The organism is Rhabdothermincola sp. (assembly GCF_036846205.1).
In the GTDB taxonomy this organism is placed as follows: Bacteria; Actinomycetota; Acidimicrobiia; order Acidimicrobiales; family Acidimicrobilacustridaceae; genus Rhabdothermincola.
Map to the genome: position 1 here is coordinate 24,206 of NZ_DAIUCK010000008.1, position 24,362 is coordinate 48,567.

Here is a 24,362-nt window from a genome sequence, read left to right on the forward strand (position 1 = left end):
GCCATGCGCACGGATGGCCGGGCCGGTGCGTTCACCGGGGCGGTGCTCACCGGTGGTTCGTCGGTGCGGATGGGAACCGACAAGGCGTTCGTGGTCGTGCGGGGTGCCCCGCTGTGTACCTATCCCCAGAGAGCGCTCGTCCAGGCGGGCGCGCGCCGGGTGCTCGCCGTGGGCGGGAGGCGCAGCGCGGACCTGCGAGCGCTCGGGTTCGAGTACGTGGCGGACCGACACCCAGGCCAGGGGCCTCTCGGCGGGGTGCTGACGGCACTTGGGGCGGCGACCCACCCGATCGTGGTGGTGCTGGCGTGTGACCTGCCCGAGGTCGATGCTGCCGCGGTGCGGGGGCTGGTGGTCTCCCTGCACTCGTGCCCTGCCGCGGCAGCGGTGCCGTTCGTGGACGAGCGTCGCCAGCTCTCGGCTGTGGCGTACCGTCGCTCGGCCCTGCCCGCTCTGGCGGCGGCCTTCGAGGCCGGGGTCCGCTCGCTGCACCACGGCCTCGCCAGCCTCGACGTCGTTGAGGTCGAGGGGATGGCCCCGGTCTTCGAGGACCTCGACGACGCCGCAGACCTCCACCGGTACGCTTCGGGCGACCCCTGAGCGCGAGGAGGCTTCTTGGACATCCCCGAGATCGACGTCGACGAGCTGGAGAAGCGCTGCGCAGATGGTGCGCCGGTGATCGACGTGCGGGAGCCGCACGAGTACGCCCAGGCGCACGTGCCGGGCGCGGTCCTGATCCCGCTGGCCGAACTGCCTGATCGCATCGAGGAGGTCCCGGTCGATCGCGCCGTCCTGTTCATCTGCGCATCGGGCGTCCGGAGCCGCCGGGCAGCAGAGTTCCTCGCCCGTCAAGGCGTCGACGCCACCAACGTCGCTGGCGGGACCCTGGCGTGGATCGAGGCCGGCAAGCCCACCGTCGCCGGTCCTCATCCAGGTTGACCGGCCGCAGGACGCGACGATGGCTGCCACCTATGAGGTGATCGACTCGGACGCTGCCTTCGAGGAGGTCGTCGAGCAGCTGGTGGATGAACCTCGGTACGCACTCGATACCGAGTTCCACCGGGAGCGTACCTACTTCCCGAAACTGGCGCTGATCCAGCTCGCGTGGCGGGGCGGCCTCGCGCTCGTCGATCCGCTGGTGGTCGACGTGACCCCGCTGCGTCGCGTGCTGGAAGGACCAGGGGTCGCGGTGTTGCACGCGTCCGACCAGGACCTCGAAGTCCTCGCTCTGGCGTGCGGTGTGGTGCCCTCGAACCTGTTCGACACGCAGATCGCGGCGGGCTTCGTCGGCATGAGCTCGCCATCGCTCGCCGCGCTGTACCAGCACGTGCTCGGCCTCACGGTCCCCAAGTCCGACCGCCTCTCGGATTGGCTGGCCCGTCCGCTCCAACCCAACCAGCTCGAGTACGCGGCGTCGGATGTGGCCCATCTACTCGAGGTGCAGCACCGCTTGGCCGAGGAGCTCGAAGGGCGCGGGCGTCTGCAATGGGTGCTCGACGAGTGCGAGGAGATCCGGCGTCGGGCTCGGGGAGTCCGCGACCCCTCGCTGGCCTGGCGACGGATACGGGAAGCGCGCCAGCTCAAGGGCCGGTCCCGGGAGATCGCCCGGGCCGTCGCGGCCTGGCGGGAGATGCGGGCGATCGAGCTCGACGTGCCGAGCCGGTTCGTCATTCCGGACCTGGCGATCGTCGCCATCGCTCAGCGGCCTCCGACCGACACCCACGGGCTGTTCAAGATCCGGGGCCTTGACGACCGTCACTTGGGCGGCGGCCAGGCCGGTGCGCTCCTGGAGGTGATCGAAGAAGCCCGGCAGCGCCCGCTGGGCCCCCCGGAACCGGCAGCGGAACGGGAGCTCGACCGTGACCTGCGGCCGGCGGTGAGCCTGGTCTCGGCCTGGGTGAGCCAGATGGCCCGGCAGTTGGAGATCGAGACCGCCCTGCTCGCGACCCGAGCCGATCTCGAGGCCTTCCTCCGGGGCGACGAGGACGCTCGCCTGGCGCACGGCTGGCGGGCGTCGCTCGTCGGCGAGCCGATACGTCAACTGGTTCGGGGAGATGCTGCGCTGGCCTTCGACGGCAACGGCGCGCTGGTGCTCGAGGAGCGCTCGCACCGCCCCGTGGGCTGAGGGGTGGGTCGCTCCGAGCGGGCCGGTTTTCGCCGTCGAGGCCGTGCCCGGGGCCCGCGCTCGACCGAGCGGTTCACGATGCGCTGGCGCGGGGGTCGATCAGCAGCGCCTGATCCGGGCCGACCTCGCCCGTGAACGGGGCGCCCTCCCCCGAGCCGTCGCTCGCCACCTCGACCAGCCCGCTGAGGCCAGTTCGCGGCATGGTCACCCGGTCAGCGGAGAAGTTGACGATGAGGACCCGCTCATCCCCCGACTGGTGCACGCGCCGCCAGGCGAGCACGCCCGGCGGTGCGTCGATCAGGGAAAGGTCACCCTCCCGGAGGGCGGGGGAGCGGCGCCGGGCCGCGAGCAGCCGCCGGTAGAGGTGCAGGATGGAAGCAGGGTCCTCCCGCTGGCTCACCACGTTCCGGGTTCCCGGCTCCGGTGGCCACGGCAACCAGGGATCGGCGCCCGCCCAGCCGTGGGGGGGTGCGGGTTCCCACGGGATCGGCGCCCGGCACCCGTCCCGTCCTCCGGGGTCCACCACCCGATCGGTTGGCACCACCGCGTCCTCGAGGCCCAGCTCCTCACCCGCGTAGAGGAAGGGCGTGCCACGCAACCCGAGGAGCAGCACGGCCGCGGCCCGCGCTCTCGCCTCACTGCCCCCGTAGCGGGTGCGGTGCCGCTTGTTGTCGTGGTTCGAGAGCACCCAGGTGGGCCACGCGCCGATGGGGTCGAGCTCCCGGCTCACGATCTCGATCTGGGAACGCCACCGTTCGGCGTCCCAGGGCGTGTACAGCGGCGGGAAGTTGAAGGCCAGGTGCAGCTCGTCGCCCGATCCGTAATAGGTGGCCACCATCGTCGTGTCGAGGAGGTAGACCTCCCCGACCATCATGCGGTCGCCGGGATAGGAATCGAGGAGTCGGCGGATCCCACGGAGCAGCTCGTGAGTCTCGGGGCGGTGGTTGAGGCCGGAATGGGGGATCGGGAGGTACTCCTCGGGGTCGTCGGGCAGGTCGGGGTCCTTGCCGATGAGGTGGACCACGTCGACCCGGAAGCCGTCGACACCCCGGTCGAGCCAGAACCGCAGCACGTCGTGCATCGCCTCCACCACCTCGGGGTTCGCCCAGTTCAGATCGGGCTGCTCGGGGAGGAAGGAGTGCAGGTAGTACTGCCCGGTCGCCTCGTCGTAGGTCCACGCGGGACCTCCGGTGAACGCCGCCACCCAGTTGTTCGGGGGGCCACCGCCAGGCGCCGGGTCGCGCCAGAGATACCAGTCACGTTTCGGGTTGTCCCGCCCCGAGCGTGACGCCACGAACCACGGGTGCTGGTCCGAGGTGTGGTTGGGCACCCAGTCGACGATGATCCGGATGCCTCGGTCGTGCGCATCCTCGACCAGGGCGTCGAAGTCGGCGAGCGTGCCGAAGAGCGGGTCCACCTCGCAGTAGTCGCTGATGTCGTAGCCGAAGTCCGCCATCGGTGAGCGGTAGAAGGGCGAGAGCCAGACAGCGTCGACGCCCAACCACTCGAGGTGATCGAGGTGCCGGCGGATCCCCGCCAGGTCGCCCACCCCGTCGCCGTTCGTGTCGCAGAAGGATCGGGGATAGATCTGGTACACGACCGAGGTCTTCCACCAGGGCAGCTCGCTCACGCTCCGATCCTACGGTTCCGAGGGTGTGCAGCGCGGAGAGGCATGAGACCATACGAGGATGCACGAAAATCCCGGGAGGGCGTGGAGTTCGTCGGAGACCACCACGGCGGGGGTAGACTGTGCGAACTGTCCGCAGTCGATCGGGAGTTTGGCCCGTGAAGAAGGGGCGTCATCGGCGCTTCGAGGAAGCCCGAGCACTGAAACGCAGTACCGAAGGCGATCTGGACGCTCTGCTCGACGCTCGAGACGCCGAGCCCTGCCCCGAGTGCGGGGCCGAGCCCGGGCACGATCACAAGTCGTGGTGCCTCAACGAGGACTCCCGGGACGACTGGTCCGCCTGAGCTCACCGACCATCCCGCCCAGCTCCTGAGCACCTGCCCGCCGATCCGCAACGTCGCGCTCGTCGCGCACGTCGACCACGGCAAGACCACGCTGGTCGACGCCATGCTGCGCGCCACGGGGGCCCTGCCCGCTCATCGTGACGTCGTTGATCGGGTGCTCGACTCCGACGACCAGGAGCGAGAGCGGGGCATCACCATCCTGGCGAAAGCGGCTTCGGTGACGTGGAAGGGCACCCGGATCAACCTGGTCGACACGCCCGGGCATGCGGACTTCGGCGGTGAAGTCGAGCGGGCACTGGCGATGGTGGACGGGGTCCTCCTGCTGGTCGATGCGGCAGAAGGCCCGCTTCCCCAGACGAGGTACGTGCTGTCGAAGGCCCTCGAGGGGAGGCTGGCCGCGGTCGTGGTCCTCAACAAGGTTGATCGCGCCGACGCCCGCCCCGCCGAGGTGCTGGACGAGATCTACCAACTGTTCCTGGACCTCGACCCCGACGACGACCAGATCGACTTCCCGGTGGTGTCGGCGATCGCCCGCGACGGCCTCGCCGCCGAGGGGCTCGCCACACCGGGCGAGGCCGGCGGGCTCACCGCGCTGTTCGACGCCGTCCTCCGAGCGGTTCCGCCGCCTCGGGGTGACGCCGCAGCGCCGTTACAGGCTCTGGTCACCAATCTCGACGCGTCGGACTACCTCGGCCGGCTGGCGATCGGGCGGGTGGAGCGGGGGACCCTCCGCCGAGGTGACCAGGTGGCGCTCTGCGCGCCGGTCGGCGAGCGATCACCGCTCGTGCGGCGGGTGGCCCAGCTCATGACCTTCGCCGGCGTGAGCCAGGTGGAGACCGACGAGGTGCGGGCCGGAGACCTGTTCGTGCTGGCCGGATTCCCCGAGATCGAAGTCGGTGACACGCTCGCGGATCCGGCGTCGCCCGAGCCGCTGCCGCGGCTCAGGGTGGACGAGCCCGTGCTGCGGATGACGTTCGGGGTGAACACCTCCCCGCTGGCCGGGCAGGAGGGCCGGTACCTCACCAGCCGGCACCTTCGCGAGCGGCTCGGTCGCGAGGTGCTGGGCAACGTCTCCATTCGGCTGGGGGAGACCGGCTCCTCCGACGTCATCGAGGTCGCGGGGCGAGGGGAGCTCCAGCTCGCCGTGCTCATCGAGGCCATGCGCCGAGAAGGGTACGAGTTGCAGGTCAGCCGCCCGGAGGTGATCCTCAAGGAGGGTGACGGCAAGCCGCTGGAGCCGCTCGAGCGCGGAGTGGTGGACGTGCCCGACGAGCACGTCGGTGCCGTCACCCAGGCGCTGGCGCCCCGCAGGGGGAGGGTGCTCGACATCCGCCCCGGCGACACGGGACGCACAGTGATCAGCTTCCAGGCGCCTGCCCGCGGTGTGCTGGGCCTCCGTGGCGAGCTGTTGACCGTCACCCGGGGCACGGCGCTGTTGCAGCTTCATCACGCGGGATGGATCGAATGGGTGGGCGACCTGCCGCGGCGGGCCGGTGGGGCGCTGGTCGCCGACCGGGCCGGGTACGCGACGGCCTACGCCCTCGACAGCCTGTCCCCGCGAGGGGAGCTGTTCATCGAACCAGGCGCGCAGGTCTACGAGGGGATGATCGTCGGTTTGACGTCTCGCCCTGGCGACCTCGTGGTCAACGTCACCCGCGACAAGCAGAAGACGAACATTCGCACTCATTCGCACGACGAAGCGATCAGGCTCGCACCTCCACGGCAGGTGACCCTTGAAGGGGCGATGGAGCTCGTGGAGGCCGACGAGCTGATCGAAGTGACGCCGCGGGCGGTCCGGCTGCGAAAGCGACTCCTCCGGGAGGCGGAGCGCCGGCGGTCCCGGAGGTGACTTCTCCGGGGCTCAGCGGCCCCGGCGGGCCAGGTCGATGGCGAGCTCGATCGCCCGATCGAGGTCGTCCTCTTCCATGATGACCATCGATCGGCGACCTCCGGCCCGGGCCTTGAGCTCGGCCTCGGCCCGATCTCGATCAGGGTCGTGCAGGCGCATCGGGATGTCGACGAGGAGTTGACCGACGACGATGCCGGAGAGCTGCCCGCTCTCCCCGAGGCCGCGGGGGTGGTAGTACTGGACCGGGCCCGAGTAGAGCGCGCCGCGTTCGGCTCGGAAGTCCGGCAACCGGCGACCCCCACGCTCCAATCGATCCACCAAGCCCATCAGGGCGTAGTGCTGCATCCGCGTGCGTTCGTCGCACCAGGCCCTCACGTCGTCGCGGTCGAGGGGGTTCATGGCCCGGTCCAGCATCGCGAGCGCGGGCCCGTACGTTTTGCGGTGCTTGCCTGAGCGGGTGCGCTTCAACGCTCGTGCCCTGGGGCGGCTGCGGCTCACCCGCTGCAACGAGGGGTGCTCGATGAACCGGGACGCGTCCTGCCCGTTCCGCCGAGCCGCTCGGATGAGGGGATCATCAGCTCCACGATCACCGGCGCTCTCGCTCGCGTACTTCGCGGCTTCGCGGACTTCGACCAGCGCGGCCACGAGGACCTGGTTCTCGTCGATGTCGTAGGCGCGAGAAGGGGCCGAGCACACGAACAGGTCCGGGTCGCCGAAGCTCGAGGCCCGGGCCGACATGGTCTCGCTCCACAGGACCGGGCCGCGCAGCTGCCCGATACAGCGCTCCGCGTTGGTGTGGATGGAGGTCGCCAGCGATCGAACGGTCACGGGGAACTGATCGAGCAGGTGCTCGGCCTCTTCGGAGGTGGCCACGACCACCCCCACGAGCTGCGCCACGGCCGCGGGGGAGAGCCCGACCAGCGCCGCGACCGTCCCCACCACGTCGAAGGGACGGGCCAGGCGGTCCCAGAGCCGGTCAAAGGCCATGGCGACGGGGTCGTCGACCACCGGGCTCGCGGGCTCGATCTCGACCGGTGGCGCCATCAGATCGCGATCAGACGGCGAGCTCGACCCCGAGGACCTCACCGATCGTGCGTTGGACCTCGGCCTGCTCGGGTGGATCCATGTGCTGCGCGACCGTGCGGTACAGGGTCGTGGCCCGCCGGTCCTCCATCCCCTCGAACTGAGGGAGGAAGTACGCGTAGAAGACCTCGTAGATGAGCCGCGACTCGGTCGGGCCGTCCTTGGCCCGGCGGGCCGCGTATTTGGCGGCGTCGAGGTACACGGCGGGACCGAGGTCCTGGAAACGGCGCAGGGGCAGGAGCTTGGTCACGATCTCGCCGGGGCCAGCGAGCAGCTTCTCGTACGCCTGGTCGTCGGGGGTGCCGACCTCGATGAACGCGAACCGGCGCATGAGCGCGTAGCTCATGTCGAACAGCAGGTTCTTGTCGAACACGTTCATGGTGGCGATGATCCGCCAGTTGGCCGGGACCCGGATCACGTCGGTCTTCTCCGGTGGCTCCTCGCCTGAGGGCACGAGGGAGATCGGATCGGGTTGGCCCTTGCGCTTGAAGGGCAGCACCACGGCCGAACCGGACAGCACGGTGAACAGCTGACCGAAGGCCCGGTCGAAGTTCGACCGGTTGAGCTCGTCGATCACGAGCCACCGGCCGCTCTCGATGGCCTCCACGAACAACCCGGGCCGGTAGATCAACCCGTCCGGGGTGGGCTGCAGACCACCGATGGTCTCGAAGGTCGTCCATTCACTGGTGGCCGTGGTGGGCAGGTAGCCGGTGCAGAACATGGCTCGGCGGGCCACGTCGGCGGCCAGGTACGCCAGGGTGGTCTTGCCGGTCCCCGGAGGGCCCGTGAGGATCACGTGCTTGCCGGCGTCGATCGCTGCCACCAACTGGTCGAGCACGTAGGGGGGGAAGATCATCCCCGCCTCCTCGGCGGCCCGCTGAAGCTCCTCAGACGTGAACTGGTGCATGCTCGTCACCTGTCGGCGGTCAAGCTCGCTTCTTGAGGGCTGGATGGGGGAGCAGACGGTCTTCCTGCTGCTCGAGGTGCTCGGCCAGTCGGGTGTAGGGCTCCTCGCCGACCATCTCGATGATCTCGTCCCGAAGAGTGACGTAGACGGGCTCGCGGGCGGTGAACGCGAGTGGGTCGTCGGTGCACCACCAGTGGAAGTCGAAGCCCCCCTCACCCCAGTCCCGGCGCTTCCATTCGCGCAGGATCTTCGTCAGGTGGTCGTTGTCGTCGACGTGGTAGTCGAGGCGGAGAGGAGCTTGCCAGCACACGGTGGGCTTCCAGTCGATGAAGCGTTCGCCCCGCTTCACGGCGGCGAGGTGCAGCGCGCAACCGGGCCCTCCCTCGAAGCCCGCCCGGTTCTGCATGATGCACGCACCGTCCACGACCCGTGTGACCCAGTCCCCGTCCTCGTTCTTGTAGATCGCCCCGCCGAGCTCCTCCGCGACCGGCTTGTACTGCCATTCGTCGTCCCCGAGCATGGCAATGAGCTGCTTGGTGCGCTTCCGGTCCGCCTTGTCCGTGAAGTAGGCCCCGTGCGAGCAGCAACCGAGGCTCAGCTCGGGTGCAGGGGCCTCATCGATGCCCGGGCACCCCCGGCCGTAGATACACGACCAGGAGCTCCCCAGAAAGGTCAGGTCGAACAGGTACGTCTCGCCGGCGTACTCGAACGACAACCACTCGTGGATGTCTCGGGTGCTCATCACGCTCCAGGTCGGGCTCGAGGGCAACGGTGAGGTTACCCCTCGCCGGGCCGGCCGCGACGCGCTAGGAATGCGCCATGGCCGGCGAGTTCGACGAGATCCGGGGACGGCTGGAGGTCATCGCCGAGGAGCTGGCGGACCTGGCGATCGAACGGCTCCGCGAGTGCGTCGACGCCGGCGGCACGGAGCTGCCGGTCGACGAGCGGCGGCTCACCCGCGCCCGTCGAGCGGTCGAGAAGGCTGCCGCGATCCTGCGAGAGCCGGACGACAGCGATTGAGTTGCCGTGCCCGGGAGGATCAGCTCCGCGGGCCGTTGAGCGCGTCGATCAGCCGTCGGAGGCGGGCATAGTTGACCCGGTTGAACTGGAAGGCGATCCGTGGCAGGTCCGGAACGTCGCCATCCTCCCGCTCGGCGGGTGAGGTCTCAACAGCTTCGATCCTCCCCGAGACCACGATGTCGGCGAACTGCTCGTTGAGCTCAGACAGTTCGTGCTCGTCGACCGGAGTCCTGAGCCGCACCACCAGCCGACGACCCACCACCCGCATCGAGTGGTAGCGGGAGTAGAAGTGGGTGATCTCCCCCACCGCATCCTCGACGGTGCTGCACACCCGGACCAGGCACAGATCGTCGGGGCCGATCAGCGCTCTGGGACCCAGCAGCTCGTTCTCGATGAACTGCAGCCACGTCTGCCAGTAGGTCGATCCTTCGGCAGAGATCAGCACGACAGGGCAGATGGGTGAGCGTCCCGTCTGCATCAGGGTGAGCAGCTCGAAGGTCTCGTCCAGGGTCCCGAAGCCCCCGGGGAGCAGCGCGAACGCCTTCGACTCCTTCATGAACGTGAGCTTGCGGGTGAAGAAGTACCGGTAGTTGATGAGCTTCGGATCCCCCGCGAGCAGGGCGGTCGGCTCGTTCTCGAAGGGCAGCAGGATGTTCACGCCGAACGCCCGCTCGGCCCCTGCCCCTTCGATGCCGGCTTCCATGATCCCCGGCCCGGCCCCGGTGATGACCATCCAGTCCTGCTCGGCCATCTGGCGCCCGAACCGCATCGCCACCTCGTAGGCAGGGTCGTCCCTGCGGATGCGAGCCGAGCCGAAGATCGACACCTTGGGAACCGAGGCATAGGGCTCGAAGACGAGAAACGAGTACCGCAGCTCCTTGAGCGCGGCGTTCACCAGCTTGAGGTCGGCGCGGCTGGCCGATTCCCGGCCGATGCGCAGGGCTGACACCAGCATCTCGAACACCAGGTCTTCGTCACGGCTTACGCCGGCCTCGTCGAGCAGTTCCGCGATCCGCGCGTCGAGCGAGGGGTCACCGGTGCGGTACGGGGCGCGGCGTGCCACCTCAGGCCACCGCCACGCGCCCGTACACGGTGGTGCGCTGTTCCAGCGGGCGGCCCAGCGGCTCCACCAGGGCCCGGAACTGCTCCTCCTCCATGCCCTGGCCGTGTGTCGCGCCAGCGGCGCGGGAGATGTTCTCGTTCATGAGCGTCCCGCCCAGGTCGTTGGCACCGGCCTGCAACGCCTGCGCCGCCCCGGCTGGGCCGAGCTTCACCCAGGAGACCTGCACGTTGTCGATGGCTCCGCGGTAGGCGATGCGACCGACGGCGTGCATGAGCAGCGCCTCCCGGAACGTCGGTCCACGCCGCGACCGGCGTTGCAGGTAGAGGGGAGCGGCCATGTGGACGAACGGGAGAGGGACGAACTCGGTGAACCCACCGGTCTCCAGCTGCAGGGCCCGGGTTCGCACGAGATGGCGCGCCCAGTGCAGCGGGCTTTCGATCGTTCCGAACATGATCGTCACGTTCGAGCGCAGGCCGACCTCGTGGGCCGCACGATGGACGTCGAGCCATTCGTCCGTGGTGACCTTGTCGGGGCAGATGATCGCCCGGATGTCGTCGTCGAGGATCTCTGCCGCGGTTCCCGGGAGCGTGCGCAGGCCGGCCTCCTTCAGACGGCGCAGGTAGGCGGGCAACGGCTCCCCGAGACGCCGGGCCCCCTCGGTGACCTCGAGCGCGGTGAAGCCGTGGATGTGGATGCCCGGAGCGGCTGCCGCCACCGCCCTGATCACCTCGAGGTAGTACTCGCCGTCGAAGTCGGGATGGATGCCGCCCTGCAGGCAGACCTCGGTCGCGCCGAGTGCCTGGGCCTCGGCCGCCCGGGCCGCGATGTCGTCCAGAGTGAGCAGGTATGGCGTACCCCGGAGGTTGAGGGAGAGGGGTCCCTTGGAGAACCCACAGAACCGGCACTTGAACGTGCACACGTTCGTGTAGTTGATGTTCCGGTTGCGCACGAAGGTCACTGTGTCGCCCACGGCGTCCTGCCTGAGCTGGTCGGCGACCTCGGCGACGGCCACCACCTCGCGTCCGCGGGCCGAGAACAACGTCACGATCTCCTCGACGCCGACCTCCTGACCGAGCAGCACCCCGGCGAGGACCTCGCCGAGGGCACCACGGGCCGCCGGCGCGCCGGGCAGCAGCAGCGGGGGAGCGAGGCTGGCCCCCGCACACCAGGCGGTGCTGCGCTCGCCGAGGTGCACAACCTCCACCCCATCATCGACCTGCTCAGGCTGTGCCGGGGCGATGCGTTGCACGAAGAGGGAGCCCGGGTCGTCGCGTGCGAGCCCTTCGGCATCGGAGCGGTCGAGGACCGCGAACCGCAGCCGCTCGTCCAACCACCGCTCCGGCTCCGCCACGAACCGGGGGTGCACGGTGAGACGGGGCGCGAGGGCGAACCCGCGCTCTTCGGTGGCCCGGCGAAGGTGATCGAGCGCAGGCCAGGGGCGCTCCGGGTTGACGTGATCCGCGGTGACCGGCGAGACGCCACCCCAGTCGTCGATGCCAGCCTCGATCAGGGCGCCGAGATCGTCGGAGAGGTTGGGGGGTGCCTGGACCCGCACGTCGGAAGGCAGCACGAGGCGGGCCAGGGCGATGGTCTCGAGGTACTCCTCCGTGGGGCAGGCGGGCGCGGCCTGCATGGCGGTGCCCGGCTTGGGCAGGAAGTTCTGGACGATCACCTCCTGCACGTGGCCGTGCCGGAGATGCGCTCCGGCGATGGCCCGCAGGGCGGCGAGGCGGTCGGAGCGCGACTCTCCGATACCTACGAGGATCCCGGTCGTGAACGGGATGGCCAGCTCCCCGGCCGCCTCGAGGGTCGCCAAGCGCCGCCCGGGGTCTTTGTCCGGGGCGCCCCGATGGCAGGTGAGCGACGGGTTGAGGGACTCGATCATCATCCCCTGCGAGGGAGCGACCCGCCGCAGCAGTGCCAGCTCATCGGGGAACAACGCCCCGGCGTTGGCATGGGGGAGCAGCCCCACCTCCTCCACCACCAGCTCGCACATCGCCGCCAGGTACGCCACGGTCGAGTCGTAGCCGTGCTGGTGGAGCCAGTCGCGGGCCACCTGGTAGCGCTCTTCGGGTCGCTCGCCGAGGGTGAACAGGGCCTCGTGGCAACCGACCCTGGCCCCGGCCCGCGCGATGCGCAGCACCTCCGCGGGCTCGAGATACGGCCGATCCAGCCGTGCCGGAGGTTGTGCGAAGGTGCAGTACCCGCAACGGTCGCGACAGAGCATCGTGAGAGGGATGAACACCTTCGGGGAGTAGGTGAGCCTGGTGCCGGTGGTGGCATCGCGAACCGCTCGGGCCCGACGCATGAGCTCGCCGAGGGGAAGACGGAGAAGCTCATCGGTCATGACGGGTGACACTACCGGCAGCTCGGCGTGGGGAGACCTCGGTAGACCATCGGGTCAGTCACCCGTCAGGTCACCGGCGGCGCCACGATCCGCGAGCCACACCACTCGCTCCGCCCGTACGGCACTCGCCGGCGCGGCCGGATCGCCAGCCATCACCCGGTGGAGGGCGTCGCGCTTGCCCTCGCCCTCCACCGTGAAGAGGACGAGTCGAGCGCGGGCGATGCCCGCGTAGGTCAGGGTCATCCGTCGATAGGGATTGCGACCGGAGGGATCGTCGTTCATCGCCACCAGGCGCCCGGGGTCGGCCTCCAGTGCGGGCGAGCCGGGGAACAGGGAGGCCGTGTGGCCATCCGGGCCCAACCCCAGATGCACGAGGTCGAAGCGGCCCAGCTCACCCACCCGCAGCTGGTACGGGTCCGGGCCCTCGTCGCAGCGCATGGGGTAGGTGGCGTTGGCCGCGCCGACCCGATCGAGGAGGGCCTCACGAGCCAGGCGGTAGTTGGACGCCTCGTCGTCGAGCGGGACGCACCGCTCGTCACCCCAGTACACGTCGACCTTCCACCAGTCGATCTGCGTGTCGCCGACGGCCGCCAGGCGTTCGTAGCAGCGCCGCGCGGTCTCACCGCCCGAGAGGGCGATCGAGAACGTCTCGCCGGGCCGGGCATGGAACGCCTCGATGACCCGTTCGGCGAACTCGCCGGGGACGTCGTCGACCACGTAGAGGGAGCCGTTGTTCATGGTGCCCCGTCGTCCGGCTCCGTAGTCCTCAGCGTGCGAAGGTCCCGGCCTTGGCTTCGAGCGTGGCGATCAGATCCGCGAAGGACTTGCTGAACGCGGCCACACCCTCGTCTTCGAGAGTGTGGGTGACGTCGGCGAGATCGACCCCGACCTCCGCCAGGGTGGCGATCGTGGCGTGTGCGCCGGCCAGGTCCTCGTCGATGGTCCGCCGCACCGTGCCATGGTCGAGGAACGCCTCGAGGGTCTGATCCGGCATGGTGTTGACCGTGCCGGGACCGATGAGCTCGTCGACGTAGAGCACGTCGGAGTATGCTGGGTTCTTGGTCGACGTCGACGCCCACAACGGGCGTTGTGGACGAGCGCCCCGAGCGGCCAGCGCCTCCCACCGGGGACCGGAGAACGCGCTGACAAAACGTTCGTAGGCCAACTTGGCGTTGGCGATCGCCACCTTTCCCCGCAGGGCCAGCGCCTCCGGTGAGCCGATGGCCTCCAAGCGGCGGTCGATCTCGGTGTCCACCCGGCTGACGAAGAACGACGCCACCGAGGACACCCGGGAGAGGTCACCCTCGCAGGCCTCGAGGCCCGAAAGGTACGCCTCGATGACCTCCGCGTAGCGGTCGACCGAGAACAGCAGGGTCACGTTGATGTTGCGCCCTTCGGTGATCATCTGCTGGATGGCGGGAAGGCCCTCCGCGGTCCCCGGGATCTTCACGTAGAGGTTGGGCTGGGCGATCGTCGTGTGGAGGTGGCGGGCGGCCTCGATCGTGGCGGTCGTGTCTCGGGCCAGGCCGGGGTCGACCTCGACGGAGACGAAGCCGTCGACGCCGTCGCTGTCGTCATAGACCGGTCGGAGGATCGCCAGCGCCCGCCGGATGTCATCCGTGACGAGATCCCAGTAGCTGCTCTCGACCGACGCCCCGCTCTCGATCAGCTCCCGGTACTGGGCGTCGTAGGCATCGGAGCTCTCGATCGCCTTCTGGAAGATGCTCGGATTCGAGGTGATCCCACGCACGCCCCGCTCGACCCACCGCTCGAGCTCGCCGCTGGTGATCCAGCCACGCTTGAGGTTGTCGAGCCACGGGCTCTGTCCCTGCTCATCGTGGAGCTGCTGCAGTCTCGTGCTCACGTCGCTTCCTTCCTCGGGGCCCGCCTGCGCCGGTGGCCGGTGCCAGTCTGCCCTGTGTGCGCCCGGCTCGCCGTCACCTCGGCCGCTGATCTTCGCCGACCGGAGCGGTACGGCCGAGCAGCTCCCGGGCCGCTGCCGCGACCCGCTCGGGGGTGATGCCGAGTTGCTCCAGGACCACCGGCCCGGGGGCACTGGCTCCGAAGGAGTCGATACCCACGGAACGGTCGGCGTAGCGCTCCCACCCGAAGGTGGACGCCGCTTCCACGGACACCTTTGGCAGCTCTGGAGGGAGCACCTGGCGGCGGTAGGCGACCGGCTGCGCAGCGAACAGGTCCCATGAGGGCATGGAGACCACCCGAGCGGCGATCCCGCCAGTTCGGAGCTGGTCGGCCGCGGCCAGCGCGACGGCCACCTCGCTCCCCGTGCCGATGAGGATCACGGCCGGGTCGTCGACGTCGCGCAGCACGTACGCGCCCTTCGCCACCCCGGCGTTGCCCGCCGTGCCCTCAAGAACCGGAAGGTTCTGGCGGCTGAGGACGAGCGCGGTCGGACCCTCACTGTCGATGGCCACCCGGTAGGCCATGGCGGTCTCGTTGGCGTCCGCGGGGCGGATCACCCGGAGCCCGGGCATCGCCCGCATCGCCGCCAGCTGCTCGATGGGCTGGTGGGTGGGGCCGTCCTCGCCGAGTCCCACCGAGTCATGGGACCAGGAGTAGATCACCTTTGCCCGCGAGAGCGCGGCGAGGCGGACGGAGGGACGCATGTAGTCGCTGAAGACGAAGAACGTGCCCCCCACAGGGATCAACCCGCCGTGGAGGGCCATGCCGTTCATGATCCCCCCCATCCCGTGCTCGCGGACCCCGAAGTGGATCTGGCGCCCGGCCCGGTCGGTGCGGGAGAAGGTCCCGGCCTCGGGCGGCATCTCGGTGCCGGTGTTCCCGGTCAGGTCCGCGCCGCCCCCCACGAGGCCGGGGACGACGTCGAGGACCGCGTCGAGGCACGCCTTGCCCGCATTGCGGGTGGCCACCTTCTCGCCGGGCTGCCAGGTCGGCAGCTTGGCCTCCCACCCGGGAAGGCCCCGGCCCTGCAGGCAGGCCTCGATCTCCTCCCGGTGCTCCGGCCAGCTGGACCAGGTCTGCTCCCACGACTCCCGCTCGGTGCGGCCACGCTGACCGACCTCACGGAGGTGCGCGAGCACGTCGTCGGGCACCCAGAAGCGCTCCTCGGGCGGCAGCCCGAGGATCTCCTTGGTGGCCCGCACCTCGTCTTCGCCGAGCGGGCTGCCGTGGGCGTGCGCGGTGTCGGTGTAGGTGGGTGAGGGGTAGCCGATGTGGCTGCGCAGGATCACCAGGGACGGCCGATCCTCCACCACCATGGCTCGCCGCAGCGCAGCCTCCAGGGCGTCGACGTCGTTGGCCACCTCGCCGATGCGGTCGACGTGCCAGCCGTAGGCGGCGAACCGGGCCGCCGTGTCGTCGGAGAAGGCCAGCTCGGTCGGCCCGTCGATGCTGATGTGGTTGTCGTCGTAGACCACGACGAGCTTGCCCAGGCCGAGGTGCCCGGCCAGCGAGGCCGCCTCGTGGCTGATGCCCTCTTCCAGGTCGCCGTCGCTGGCGATGACGAAGGTGTGGTGATCGAAGAGCTGCTCGCCGAACCGGGCACGCAGCATGTGCTCGGCCAGGGCCATCCCGACCGCGTTGGCGAAGCCTTGGCCCAGGGGACCTGTCGTGACCTCCACCCCGGGCGTGTGGTGGACCTCCGGATGGCCCGGGGTGCGGGAGCCCCACTGCCGGAACGCCGCGATGTCGTCGAGCTGCAGCCCGTGGCCGGTGAGATAGAGCATCGAGTACAGCAGGATCGACGCGTGGCCGGCCGAGAGGACGAAGCGGTCACGGTTGGGCCAATCGGGTGCCGCGGCGTCGTAGCGCATGACCCGCGCCCAGAGGGTGTACGCCAGCGGTGCCAGGGCCATCGCCGTGCCCGGATGACCCGAGTTCGCGGCTTGGGGGGCGTCCATCGCCAGCCCGCGGATCACGTTGATGCTTCGCTGCCGGAGCTCGGCGTCGGTCACGGTCCCTCCCTCGGATGGCTGTGGCCACCCTAGCCAAGGGCACCCGGCAGCTCCGACGCCGGGTGCGCCGTGATGCGAGGGACTCCTCTCATCGGCGGTCAGCCGACCGGCGGTAGGAGGGTGAAGGGCACCACCGTCGCGGGCCCGAGGTCGATGCGGCAGTGCGCCTCCACCGTCCCGAAGGCCTCGAAGGTGAGCTCCGCCCGCACCAGCCGGTAGGTGAACCGTCCCGGTTCGACCTCGAGGGGTTGGACGTTGCGCGCCACCTGTTCGCCGTCGCGCCGGTACACGACCTCGAGCGCCGCGGTGCCCCGATGGTCCGGCGGGCAGTGGACGATCACCACCAGGTGGGGCTCGATGGTCACCGGGAGCGCAGCGGGTGCCGGGGCCGAGAAGCCCACGCCGGTGAGGTCGATACGCGTCGAGGGCCCGGGGACCTGCCGGACGTCGATCCCGTCGATGAAGAGGGCGGCGAGGATGTGCACGGGCGCAAGCTAGCCGTGCGATCCGGCACACGGAACCGGCTCGGCCGCCCGCCGGTCACTACCCTGGCAGCGTGGCCGTCGAGGAATCCACGACATCGACGCGGGACTCGATCCTGCTCGCCGCCCGGCACTGTTTCGCCGAGCACGGCTACGACGGCACCTCGCTCAACGACATCGCGGAGGCCGTCGGCATCCGCCGCTCCAGCGTGCTGCACCACTTCCCGTCCAAGGATGCCATCTACCGCCAGGTCTTCGAGGACGCTCTGAGCGAGTGGATGGCCCGGGTCGACGAGGCCACCGGTCCTGCGCACGACGCGCTCACGGGTTGGGCCCGGGTCGACCAGGTGCTGACCGCGGGCTTCCGGTTCTTCGTCGCCAACCCGGAGTTCGTCCGCATCGTGAGGCGGGAGGCGCTCGACGGCGGGGAACGGCTGGGGGTGGACCTCGGGGTCATGCTCAGGCCCCTGTTCGAACGGGCGGTCGGGTACTTCGAGCGGGAGATGGATGCCGGCACCTTCCGCCGGTTCGACCCGGAGCAGCTCCTCCTGACCGGGTACGGCGCGCTGTTGAGCTACTTCGGTGACCGGCCCTTCATCGAGGGCCTGCTCGGCCGGGACCCGATGGCCCCCGAGGTGCTCCAGCAGCGCCTCGAGCACCTGAGGGCGTTCATGCGGGCTGCGCTCGAGCCGTGAGCCGCCGCCTGGCCCTTCAGCCCGCCTCGGCGAGCGACGCCAGCGCGAAGCGCACGAGCGCGTCGGTGGCGTTCCGGTCCTCCACCACACTGTCGGCGCAGTAGCGCCACGTGCCGTCGGGCCACTGTCCCAGCACCGGGCGGACGCTGCAGCGCGGGCCCATCACCGAATGGGCCGCCCGGCGCAGGGGTGGCCAGAAATAGAGGAGGGCCAGCCCCTGGTCGGTGGCCTTCGTCAGATCCCCCGCGTCGAGCGCGGCGAGCACCCGCAGCGCGACCCGCACCGCCTCCCGCTCGGCCCGCAGCTGGGTGAGCCAGGGGGTGATCTCCGCCAGGAGCTTCTCATCGGGCGCCGCCTCCACGTCGACCGCCTGGTCGATCCACGCTCGCAGCCGGGCCATCGCCTCCTGCCGTGCCGTCCCGAAGGAGCTCACGACCGCCCGGGTGAGCTGCCAGGGCTCCACCCCGTCGCACGCCGCCGCGAACCCCCGGATCCCCAGCGCAGCCGCATCCTGTTCCCACGCCGCGGTCGGGTCATCGCCCCGCAGGAACGCCGCCACCGACGACAGAGGCAGCTTCGAGGCGACCGGCTGGACCATCGGGTTGGCGACGTACCCCGCACACGCGGACGACAGCGCCGGATCCCGGCCCCGGAGCGGCCCGAGGAAAAGGCGATCGGCCATCAGCGCGTCGTTGACCGGGTAGTTGTCCCAGACGAGTGGCGGCCGGTCACCGAGGGCCGCGGCCCGGGCCCGCGCGTCGCCGGCGGTGATCTCGTCGCACACCACGGTGGCGCCGGTCCAGGCGATCGGGACCTCGAGGGGGACCCCTGTGGCGAGGGCATCCAGGTACGGCGTGGAGGTGGTGCCGGTGTACTCGGTGGGCACCAGCACCAGGGTGACGTCAGCGTCGAGCTCCTCCCGTAACCACCGCGTGATCCCGGCATGCTCGTCTCCCAGCCCGGGACGGGGCGGGATGTCGTCGAGGGCCAGGCAGACCAGCCGCACGCCCAGCGCCGTCAACTGCCCGAGCTTTCCCAGCAGGGCGGCCCGGTCGTCGGGCGATGCGTAGTCGATCGACAGTCCGGGGCTCAGCGCGAACCCGACCTGGAGCGTGCCCGCTTCGAGGAGGCGTTCGAACCCGGCCAGGGCCTCCGAAGAATACGGCTCGCGCCAGCGCTCCCGATGGAGGGGATCATCCTTGGGGGCGTAGAGGTAGTGGGTCATGCCTCGCTCGTGACACCACGCCATCACGTCGAGGCGCTCGTCCCACGACCAGGGCGGGCCGTAGAAGCCCTCGATCAGCCCGCGGATCGCCCATCCCATGGCTCGCTAGGGTACGCACCCATGCCGCCAGCCTCAGCCGGTGGCCGCGCGCCACACGAACCACCCACCAGCCGCACCCTCTCCGAAGCCCGCTCGAAAGCGTTGCTGGCGCGCTTCGGTGTCCCCTTCCCGGAGGAACGGGCCACCGCGGACCCGGAGGCCGCGGTCGCCGCTGCGATCGACATCGGTTTCCCCGTGGTGGTCAAGCTGAACGGCGACCGCATCGCCCACAAGACGGAACGGAACCTGGTCCGGCTGAACCTGGTCGACGAGGCAGCGGTCCGTCGAGCAGCCGGCGAGCTGCTGGCGGCGGCGACGCCTGCCGACGGGGAGGTGGACCTGCTCGTCGCGCCGATGCTGCGTGCCACCCGCGAGCTGATCGCGGGGCTGGCTCGCGACCCCCACTTCGGCATGACGGTGATGCTGGGGGTCGGCGGCGTGCTGGCAGAGGCCATCGCCGACGCCACCATCCGGCTGGTGCCCATCGAGCGGGAAGACGCCGAGGAGATGATCGACGACCTCACGACCCAGTCCCTGCTGCATGCGTTCCGGGGCGAGCCTCCCGTCGACCGGTCGCGGCTGGCCGACGTGCTGCTCGCCCTGTCGCGGGCCGCGGTGGCCCATCCCGAGATCGTGTCGGCGGACCTCAACCCCGTGCTCATCGTCGGTGGTGACCCGATCGCGGTCGACGCTCTCGTCGAGGTGCAGGCCTGATGGCGACGACCGAGCAGTTCCTGGCGCTGTTCGAGCCCCGCGGGGTGGTGGTGGCAGGGGCCTCGACCCACCCCGGCAAGTTCGGCTTCGTGGCACTGCACAACCTGCTGGCCTGTGGCTACCAGGGCAAGGTCTTCGCCACCAATCGCGAGGGCTCAGCGGTGCTCGGCCGGCCCACCGTGCCCTCGCTGGACGATGTGCCCGCGGGGGAAGCCGACCTGGTCTTCGTGTGCACGCCCGCGGCATCCAACCCCGAGGTGCTGCGGACGGCGGCCAGCAAAGGCATCAAGGCTGCGTTCATCGCCTCCGCGGGCTACGGCGAGGCCGGTGAGGAGGGCCGTGCCCTCCAGGACGAGCTGGTGGCGCTGGCCAACGAGCTGGGCCTGTTGCTCGTGGGGCCCAACGGGCAGGGCGTCGTGTCCACGCCGGTGTCGATGTGCGCGCAGATCGTGGCGCCCTATCCGCCGCCCGGCCGCATCGGGATCGTGAGCCAGTCCGGCAACTTCGTCTCCTCGTTCATGAATTACGCCATCCACAGCGGCGTCGGTGTCAGCCGTGCGGTCTCGGCCGGGAATGCGGCACAGGTGGGGGTCGCGGACGTGCTCGAGTTCTACGCCGAGGACCCGGCGACCGATGTGGCACTGGCCTATGTCGAGGGGGTCATGGACGGCCGCCGCTTCTTCGAACGGCTCCGCGCGGTGTGCGAGCAGATTCCCGTGGTCCTGGTGAAAGGTGGGGCCACCGCCGGCGGCGCCCGGGCGGCGGCGAGCCACACGGGTTCGCTGGCCACCGATGACCGGGTGTTCGACGGCATGTGCCGCCAGGCGGGGGCCGTGCGGGCATCCACGATCGAAGAGGCCTACGAGGCTGCGGCCACCTTCGCCACCCAGCCGCTCCCCAAAGGTCCGAAGGTAGCGGTGCTGTCGACGGCAGGCGGTTGGGGCGTGGTCACCGCCGATGCGATCGCCCGCACCGATCTCGATCTGATGACGCTACCCCCGGACCTGCTGCGCGACCTCGATGCCGAGCTTCCACCCCGCTGGAGTCGCAACAACCCCATCGACCTCGCGGGAGGTGAGACCAAGGACACCGTTCCCTCGGTGCTGTCGACCGTGGCCCGCCACGACGAGGTCGACGCCGTGATCCTGCTCGGGATGGGCATCCAGGGGAATCAGGGCAAGCTCGAGCGGGAGGGGCCCTTCTACCCCGACCACGGGCTCGATCGCATCGTGAGCTTCCATGAGCGTCAGGACCACCGCTACACCACCACGGCCGGCGCGCTCTCCGACGAGCTGGGCAAGCCGATTCTCACGGCCACCGAGCTGTCGATCAGCTCGCCCGACAATCCCGCGGTGCGGGGCGTCGTGGAGAGCGGCAAGTACTGCTACCCGTCCTCGAACCGGGCCGTGGTCGCCCTGGCCCACCTCTGGCACCATGCCCGGTGGCGGGCCCGCCGGGGTCTCTGAGGTGACCCCACACCCGCCGGCAGGGTGGTTCTGGCGAGCGACGGCATGCGCCGGCCGGCGCATCCACGGCACGTAGGCTCCCCCCCGATGCCGCACCACCCGCCTCGATCGCCGCGCCGTGCCTTGGCTGCCCTCGCCGCAGTGGGTGCGATGCTCGCCGCGGGCTGTGCGGGCGAGGCGGTCTCGGTCGGTCCCGATCGTGCGGCGGCTGCCTCATCGGCAGAGGCTCCCGGGACCCGGCTCACCACCCCGGTACTGTCCGCCCGCCGCGCTCCCGAGCTGCTCCGGGCCGCCATTACCGGCCAGCGGCTCCACGACGCGTTGACGCCGTTGCTGGCCGAGGCACCACCTTCGAGCTGCCTCGTGGTCAGCGCTGGTGGGCGCGTGCTGCTGGAGAAGGACCCCGACACGCCGGTGGTCCCGGCGTCCACCCTCAAGCTGCTCACGGGTGTGGCTGCGCTCGAGACCCTCGATCCCGGCAGCCACCTCACGACCACCGTCCAGGCGCGCCAGGCCCCCCGCGACGGCGTGATCGACGGCGACCTGTACCTGATCGGCGGCGGCGATCCGCTGCTCACCACTGATGGCTACAAGGTCACCTTCGAGAACCCCGGCCAGCTCTCGAACGACTTCGGTCAGCTGGCCGACCGGATCGCGGCCGCCGGTGTGCGTGAGATCCGCGGTGGCATCGTCGGGGACGAGTCACGCTACGACCAGGAGCGCTGGATCCCCACGTGGCCCCAGCGCTACCAGCGGGAAGGCTACGTCGGCCCGCTCAGCGCGCTGATGGTCAACGACGGCTCGACCGGGCTGTCGCTGGCACCGAACGAGCCCGCTCGGTTCCGCAGACCGGGGGAGCCCGCCTTGCTCGCGGCCGAGACGCTGCGCACCCTGCTCGAGGATCGAGGCGTCCGGGTGGCGGGCGCGCCGTCGATCGGCTCGGCGCCGGCCGGTGCAACCGTCATCGCCACCCTGGAGTCCCCGCCGGTCTGGGATCTGGTGGGCGAGATGATCGCCGACAGCGACAACACCACCGCGGAGCTCCTGGTCAAGGAGTTGGGCGTCGCGACCCGGGGGGAGGGCACCACCCGAGCCGGGCTCGACGCCATCGCCACCGAGCTCGCGCAGCTGGGCCTGCCGGCGGCGGGCATCGAGCTGCGCGACGGCTCAGGGCTCGACCCCCAGGACCGGGTGACGTGCAGCCTGCTGGTGGCGGCCCTCGACCGGGCCGGGCCCGACAGCGTCCTCGGCCGGAGCCTCCCGGTGGCCGGCCGCAGCGGCACGCTGCGCAAGCGGATGCGCGATACCCCGGCCGAGGGGCGAGTGCGGGCCAAGACCGGCACCCTCGCCGAGGTGAACGCGCTCGCGGGGTTCGTCGAGACCGACAGCGGCGCCACCCTGACCTTCGCCTACGTGATCAACGGCCCGGACCAACCGCGAGGGCTCCTGCCGCTCGACGAGCTGGCCACCGCCCTGGTCACCGCTCCGGGCGGTCCACCGGTCGAGCACCTGGCCCCGCGCCCGGTCGGCACCTGAGGCCCACCGGGTCTCGACCCCGGCATAGGCTGCGCGATGGTGCCCGTCCTGCCGATGTTCCCGCTCGGCACGGTCCTCCAGCCCACGGGGGCGGTGCCCCTGCAGGTCTTCGAACCTCGTTACCGCCGGATGATGCGCGACTGCCTCGCGGAGCAGGAGGGCTTCGGTGTCGTGCTCATCGAGCGGGGGAGCGAGGTCGGCGGTGGCGACGTCCGGGCGTCGGTGGGTACCCGCGCCGCCATCGTCGAGCCGGTGCAGCTGGCCGACGGGCGCTGGACCCTGCTGGGCGTCGGGATCGAGCGCCTGCGGGTCGTCCGGTGGCTCACCGACGACCCCTATCCGAGAGCGGAGGTCGAGCCGTGGCCCGATCCAGCGCCATCCGCAGCGCTGCCCTCGCTGGTGGCCTCCGCTGCGGCGAGCCTGCGGCGCCTCCTCGCGGCGTTCTCCGAGGCGGGAGGTCGCGGGATCCCCGTGGAGCTCGAGGTGCCTGACGACCCGATCCTGGCCAGCTACCGGCTCTGTGCGCTCTCGCCCTTGGGGCCTGTTGATCAGTACCGTTTGCTGTCGGCACCGTCCACGCAGGCTCGCGTCGAGCTGCTCATCGGCCTGCTGGACGAAGCCCGCGAGGTGCTCCTCGCCGGCATGCGCCTCGACGGCGACGGTGGGCCGGGCTGAGCCTCAACCCCTGGGCGGGAGCTGCGGCCCCCACCGGGCCAGGCAGTAGCCCGCGACCGGCATGCGGGCGCCGCAGGTCACCCCGAACTGGTAGTAGTCCGAGGTGGGCGCCGATTCCTGCACGAGCAGGTCACAGGCGTACGAGTTGCCGGCATCGCACAGCTCCCACAGCTCGTCGAGCTGAGCGTTGTCGCCGTAGGACCTGGCCTTGCGTGGATCGAGCTTCGCACAGTCGGGGGGCACGGTCTTGCCGGAGGTGTCCGCCAGGAACGAGTCGAGCGACGCCTTGACCCCCTCGTAGGTCTCCAGGTAGGGCACCACCTGGAACCCTCCCCTGCTGAGCGCGCCGAGCGCAGCGCCCTGGTTGATGTTCACCGCGGTGTTGATACCCGCCACCTTGCCGTCGGTGGTCAACGACGGCCCTCCGCTGTTGCCACGGTCGATGCGGCCGTCGACCGACATGCCGATGCGCCGCTCCCCGCTCCGGTCGAAGCTCATGATGCTCAGCTCGGTGACCGTGAAGGTGCGCAGAGGGCGGGGATAGCCGAGCGCGACGAGCGGCTGGCCCTCGACGAGGGTCGAGGTGTCCGCCCACGCGAGATACGAGCTCAGCGGCTGGTCGACCACGATCAGCGCCACGTCAGGGCTCTTGGTCATGCCCACGACATGCCCTGGGATGCGCTCGCCGTTGCGGGAGACCAGCTCCGGCTCCGTGTCACCGACCACCACGTGCCAGTTCGTGACCACGTGGCGCGGGCTGATCGCGAACCCGCTCCCGCCGGTCTCCACCCCGCAACCGGAGGCCTCCACCCGCCACACGGCATCCCCGAAGTGAACGGCGATCTGCTCGGCGGTGAAGCCGCCCGGGGGAACCTCGATCGCCGGCGGCGGCGGGAAGGACGTGACCGCTGCGGTGGTCGTGGTGCCCTCGGCGAGGTCAGTGGCGTCATCGCCGCGGTCGCCGCCTCCCCCCACCATCGCGATGCCCGCCACCAGGGCGGCGAGGAGGACGGCGACGCCGCCGATGAGCAGCCAGTTCGGGCCGAATCTGGGCGTGGTCCCACCGGGTGTTCGCGGCGGGTGCGGCCCGGGGGACGGCTGGGGGCCTCGCTCGCCGGGGGCTTCCGCCGTCGGAACGGCGGCTGCAACCGCCCTGGGCGCAGCAGGAACCGG

23 protein-coding genes are annotated in these 24,362 nt (G+C 70.6%); 11 read left to right on the forward strand and 12 right to left on the reverse strand.

The features are described from left to right. Positions 1-3: 3 nt before the first annotated feature. The 3 genes from mobA to V7004_RS02420 are packed head-to-tail and all read left to right on the forward strand — an operon-like array spanning position 4 to position 2,122. Positions 4-597 carry a molybdenum cofactor guanylyltransferase gene (gene mobA / locus V7004_RS02410; RefSeq protein WP_334141790.1) on the forward strand — a complete coding sequence of 198 codons (594 nt, stop codon included), beginning with the start codon at positions 4-6 and terminating at the stop codon, positions 595-597. 15 nt (positions 598-612) lie between these two features. Further along, entirely contained in the window at positions 613-936 is a 324-nt protein-coding gene (locus V7004_RS02415; protein WP_334141793.1) for a rhodanese-like domain-containing protein, read from the forward strand. Between the two features lie 19 nt (positions 937-955). Continuing rightward, positions 956-2,122, forward strand: coding sequence for a ribonuclease D (locus V7004_RS02420; RefSeq protein WP_334141795.1), 1,167 nt, complete (start codon positions 956-958; stop codon positions 2,120-2,122). Positions 2,123-2,195: 73 nt separating this feature from the next. Here the strand turns inward: V7004_RS02420 and V7004_RS02425 are convergent, their stop codons facing one another. Further along, on the reverse strand, positions 2,196-3,752 hold the full coding sequence (locus V7004_RS02425; RefSeq protein ID WP_334141797.1) for an alpha-amylase family glycosyl hydrolase: 1,557 nt from the start codon (positions 3,750-3,752) through the stop codon (positions 2,196-2,198). Between the two features lie 155 nt (positions 3,753-3,907). Here V7004_RS02425 and V7004_RS02430 point away from each other — a divergent pair, with 155 nt between their 5' ends. Both V7004_RS02430 and typA read left to right on the forward strand, forming a co-directional pair. Beyond that, on the forward strand, positions 3,908-4,093 hold the full coding sequence (locus V7004_RS02430) for a hypothetical protein (protein ID WP_208028623.1): 186 nt from the start codon (positions 3,908-3,910) through the stop codon (positions 4,091-4,093). 43 nt (positions 4,094-4,136) lie between these two features. Then, positions 4,137-5,942 (forward strand): translational GTPase TypA, encoded by a 1,806-nt coding sequence (gene typA, locus V7004_RS02435; protein ID WP_334141839.1) that lies wholly within the window; start codon positions 4,137-4,139, stop codon positions 5,940-5,942. Between the two features lie 12 nt (positions 5,943-5,954). Here typA and V7004_RS02440 read toward each other — a convergent pair whose 3' ends face one another. The 3 genes from V7004_RS02440 to V7004_RS02450 form a co-directional block, all read right to left on the reverse strand. Continuing rightward, on the reverse strand, positions 5,955-6,986 hold the full coding sequence (locus V7004_RS02440; RefSeq protein ID WP_334141801.1) for a hypothetical protein: 1,032 nt from the start codon (positions 6,984-6,986) through the stop codon (positions 5,955-5,957). Between the two features lie 10 nt (positions 6,987-6,996). Further along, positions 6,997-7,881, reverse strand: a complete 885-nt coding sequence (locus V7004_RS02445; RefSeq protein ID WP_334141804.1) for an AAA family ATPase — start codon at positions 7,879-7,881, stop codon at positions 6,997-6,999. Between the two features lie 70 nt (positions 7,882-7,951). Beyond that, a complete protein-coding gene (locus V7004_RS02450) occupies positions 7,952-8,674 on the reverse strand; it encodes a hypothetical protein (RefSeq protein ID WP_334141807.1) in 723 nt (240 codons plus the stop codon). Positions 8,675-8,751: 77 nt separating this feature from the next. Here V7004_RS02450 and V7004_RS02455 point away from each other — a divergent pair, with 77 nt between their 5' ends. Beyond that, the gene (locus V7004_RS02455) at positions 8,752-8,952 is read left to right on the forward strand and encodes a hypothetical protein (protein WP_334141809.1); all 201 of its coding nucleotides are present in this window, start codon (positions 8,752-8,754) and stop codon (positions 8,950-8,952) included. 19 nt (positions 8,953-8,971) lie between these two features. Here the strand turns inward: V7004_RS02455 and V7004_RS02460 are convergent, their stop codons facing one another. The 6 genes from V7004_RS02460 to V7004_RS02485 form a co-directional block, all read right to left on the reverse strand. Next, positions 8,972-10,015, reverse strand: coding sequence for an LOG family protein (locus tag V7004_RS02460; RefSeq protein WP_334141811.1), 1,044 nt, complete (start codon positions 10,013-10,015; stop codon positions 8,972-8,974). Between the two features lies 1 nt (position 10,016). Continuing rightward, the gene (cofH, locus tag V7004_RS02465) at positions 10,017-12,362 is read right to left on the reverse strand and encodes a 5-amino-6-(D-ribitylamino)uracil--L-tyrosine 4-hydroxyphenyl transferase CofH (protein ID WP_334141813.1); all 2,346 of its coding nucleotides are present in this window, start codon (positions 12,360-12,362) and stop codon (positions 10,017-10,019) included. 54 nt (positions 12,363-12,416) lie between these two features. Further along, positions 12,417-13,100, reverse strand: coding sequence for a 6-phosphogluconolactonase (pgl, locus tag V7004_RS02470; protein WP_334141815.1), 684 nt, complete (start codon positions 13,098-13,100; stop codon positions 12,417-12,419). A 28-nt stretch (positions 13,101-13,128) separates the two neighbouring features. Beyond that, on the reverse strand, positions 13,129-14,226 hold the full coding sequence (tal, locus tag V7004_RS02475; protein WP_334141817.1) for a transaldolase: 1,098 nt from the start codon (positions 14,224-14,226) through the stop codon (positions 13,129-13,131). Positions 14,227-14,299: 73 nt separating this feature from the next. Continuing rightward, complete coding sequence (gene tkt / locus V7004_RS02480; RefSeq protein WP_334141820.1) at positions 14,300-16,297, reverse strand: transketolase; 1,998 nt, start codon at positions 16,295-16,297, stop codon at positions 14,300-14,302. 98 nt (positions 16,298-16,395) lie between these two features. Beyond that, positions 16,396-16,782, reverse strand: a complete 387-nt coding sequence (locus tag V7004_RS02485; RefSeq protein WP_334141822.1) for a hypothetical protein — start codon at positions 16,780-16,782, stop codon at positions 16,396-16,398. Positions 16,783-16,853: 71 nt separating this feature from the next. Here V7004_RS02485 and V7004_RS02490 point away from each other — a divergent pair, with 71 nt between their 5' ends. Next, positions 16,854-17,474: a TetR/AcrR family transcriptional regulator gene (locus V7004_RS02490; RefSeq protein WP_208028612.1), complete on the forward strand. Its 621-nt coding sequence runs from the start codon at positions 16,854-16,856 to the stop codon at positions 17,472-17,474. Positions 17,475-17,490: 16 nt separating this feature from the next. Here the strand turns inward: V7004_RS02490 and V7004_RS02495 are convergent, their stop codons facing one another. Then, on the reverse strand, positions 17,491-18,798 hold the full coding sequence (locus V7004_RS02495) for a beta-N-acetylglucosaminidase domain-containing protein (RefSeq protein WP_334141825.1): 1,308 nt from the start codon (positions 18,796-18,798) through the stop codon (positions 17,491-17,493). A gap of 21 nt (positions 18,799-18,819) precedes the next feature. Between V7004_RS02495 and V7004_RS02500 the strand changes: the two genes are divergently transcribed. The 4 genes from V7004_RS02500 to V7004_RS02515 all read left to right on the forward strand — a co-directional run bounded on the left by V7004_RS02500 (position 18,820) and on the right by V7004_RS02515 (position 23,189). Further along, complete coding sequence (locus V7004_RS02500; RefSeq protein ID WP_334141828.1) at positions 18,820-19,512, forward strand: acetate--CoA ligase family protein; 693 nt, start codon at positions 18,820-18,822, stop codon at positions 19,510-19,512. After that, entirely contained in the window at positions 19,512-20,978 is a 1,467-nt protein-coding gene (locus V7004_RS02505; RefSeq protein WP_334141831.1) for a CoA-binding protein, read from the forward strand. The genes V7004_RS02500 and V7004_RS02505 overlap by 1 nt, the downstream gene beginning before the upstream one ends. 87 nt (positions 20,979-21,065) lie before the next feature. Beyond that, positions 21,066-22,514, forward strand: a complete 1,449-nt coding sequence (dacB, locus tag V7004_RS02510; RefSeq protein WP_334141833.1) for a D-alanyl-D-alanine carboxypeptidase/D-alanyl-D-alanine endopeptidase — start codon at positions 21,066-21,068, stop codon at positions 22,512-22,514. Between the two features lie 36 nt (positions 22,515-22,550). Continuing rightward, positions 22,551-23,189, forward strand: coding sequence for an LON peptidase substrate-binding domain-containing protein (locus V7004_RS02515; RefSeq protein ID WP_334141835.1), 639 nt, complete (start codon positions 22,551-22,553; stop codon positions 23,187-23,189). A 3-nt stretch (positions 23,190-23,192) separates the two neighbouring features. On the opposite strand, the gene V7004_RS02520 is transcribed toward V7004_RS02515, so the two are convergent. After that, positions 23,193-24,362, reverse strand: a 1,170-nt coding sequence (locus V7004_RS02520) for a S1C family serine protease (RefSeq protein WP_334141837.1), incomplete at its 5' end; no start/stop codon positions are given.

Coding starts and splice junctions, on each gene's coding strand:
- cofH (WP_334141813.1), bottom strand. CDS start 12,362: ATGACCGATGAGCTTCTCCGTCTTCCCCTCGGCGAGCTCATGCGTCGG.
- dacB (WP_334141833.1), top strand. CDS start 21,066: ATGCCGCACCACCCGCCTCGATCGCCGCGCCGTGCCTTGGCTGCCCTC.
- V7004_RS02440 (WP_334141801.1), bottom strand. CDS start 6,986: ATGGCGCCACCGGTCGAGATCGAGCCCGCGAGCCCGGTGGTCGACGAC.
- V7004_RS02420 (WP_334141795.1), top strand. CDS start 956: ATGGCTGCCACCTATGAGGTGATCGACTCGGACGCTGCCTTCGAGGAG.
- mobA (WP_334141790.1), top strand. CDS start 4: ATGCGCACGGATGGCCGGGCCGGTGCGTTCACCGGGGCGGTGCTCACC.
- V7004_RS02450 (WP_334141807.1), bottom strand. CDS start 8,674: ATGAGCACCCGAGACATCCACGAGTGGTTGTCGTTCGAGTACGCCGGC.
- V7004_RS02505 (WP_334141831.1), top strand. CDS start 19,512: ATGGCGACGACCGAGCAGTTCCTGGCGCTGTTCGAGCCCCGCGGGGTG.
- V7004_RS02445 (WP_334141804.1), bottom strand. CDS start 7,881: ATGATCTTCCCCCCCTACGTGCTCGACCAGTTGGTGGCAGCGATCGAC.
- pgl (WP_334141815.1), bottom strand. CDS start 13,100: ATGAACAACGGCTCCCTCTACGTGGTCGACGACGTCCCCGGCGAGTTC.
- V7004_RS02495 (WP_334141825.1), bottom strand. CDS start 18,798: ATGGGATGGGCGATCCGCGGGCTGATCGAGGGCTTCTACGGCCCGCCC.
- V7004_RS02515 (WP_334141835.1), top strand. CDS start 22,551: ATGGTGCCCGTCCTGCCGATGTTCCCGCTCGGCACGGTCCTCCAGCCC.
- V7004_RS02500 (WP_334141828.1), top strand. CDS start 18,820: ATGCCGCCAGCCTCAGCCGGTGGCCGCGCGCCACACGAACCACCCACC.
- V7004_RS02455 (WP_334141809.1), top strand. CDS start 8,752: ATGGCCGGCGAGTTCGACGAGATCCGGGGACGGCTGGAGGTCATCGCC.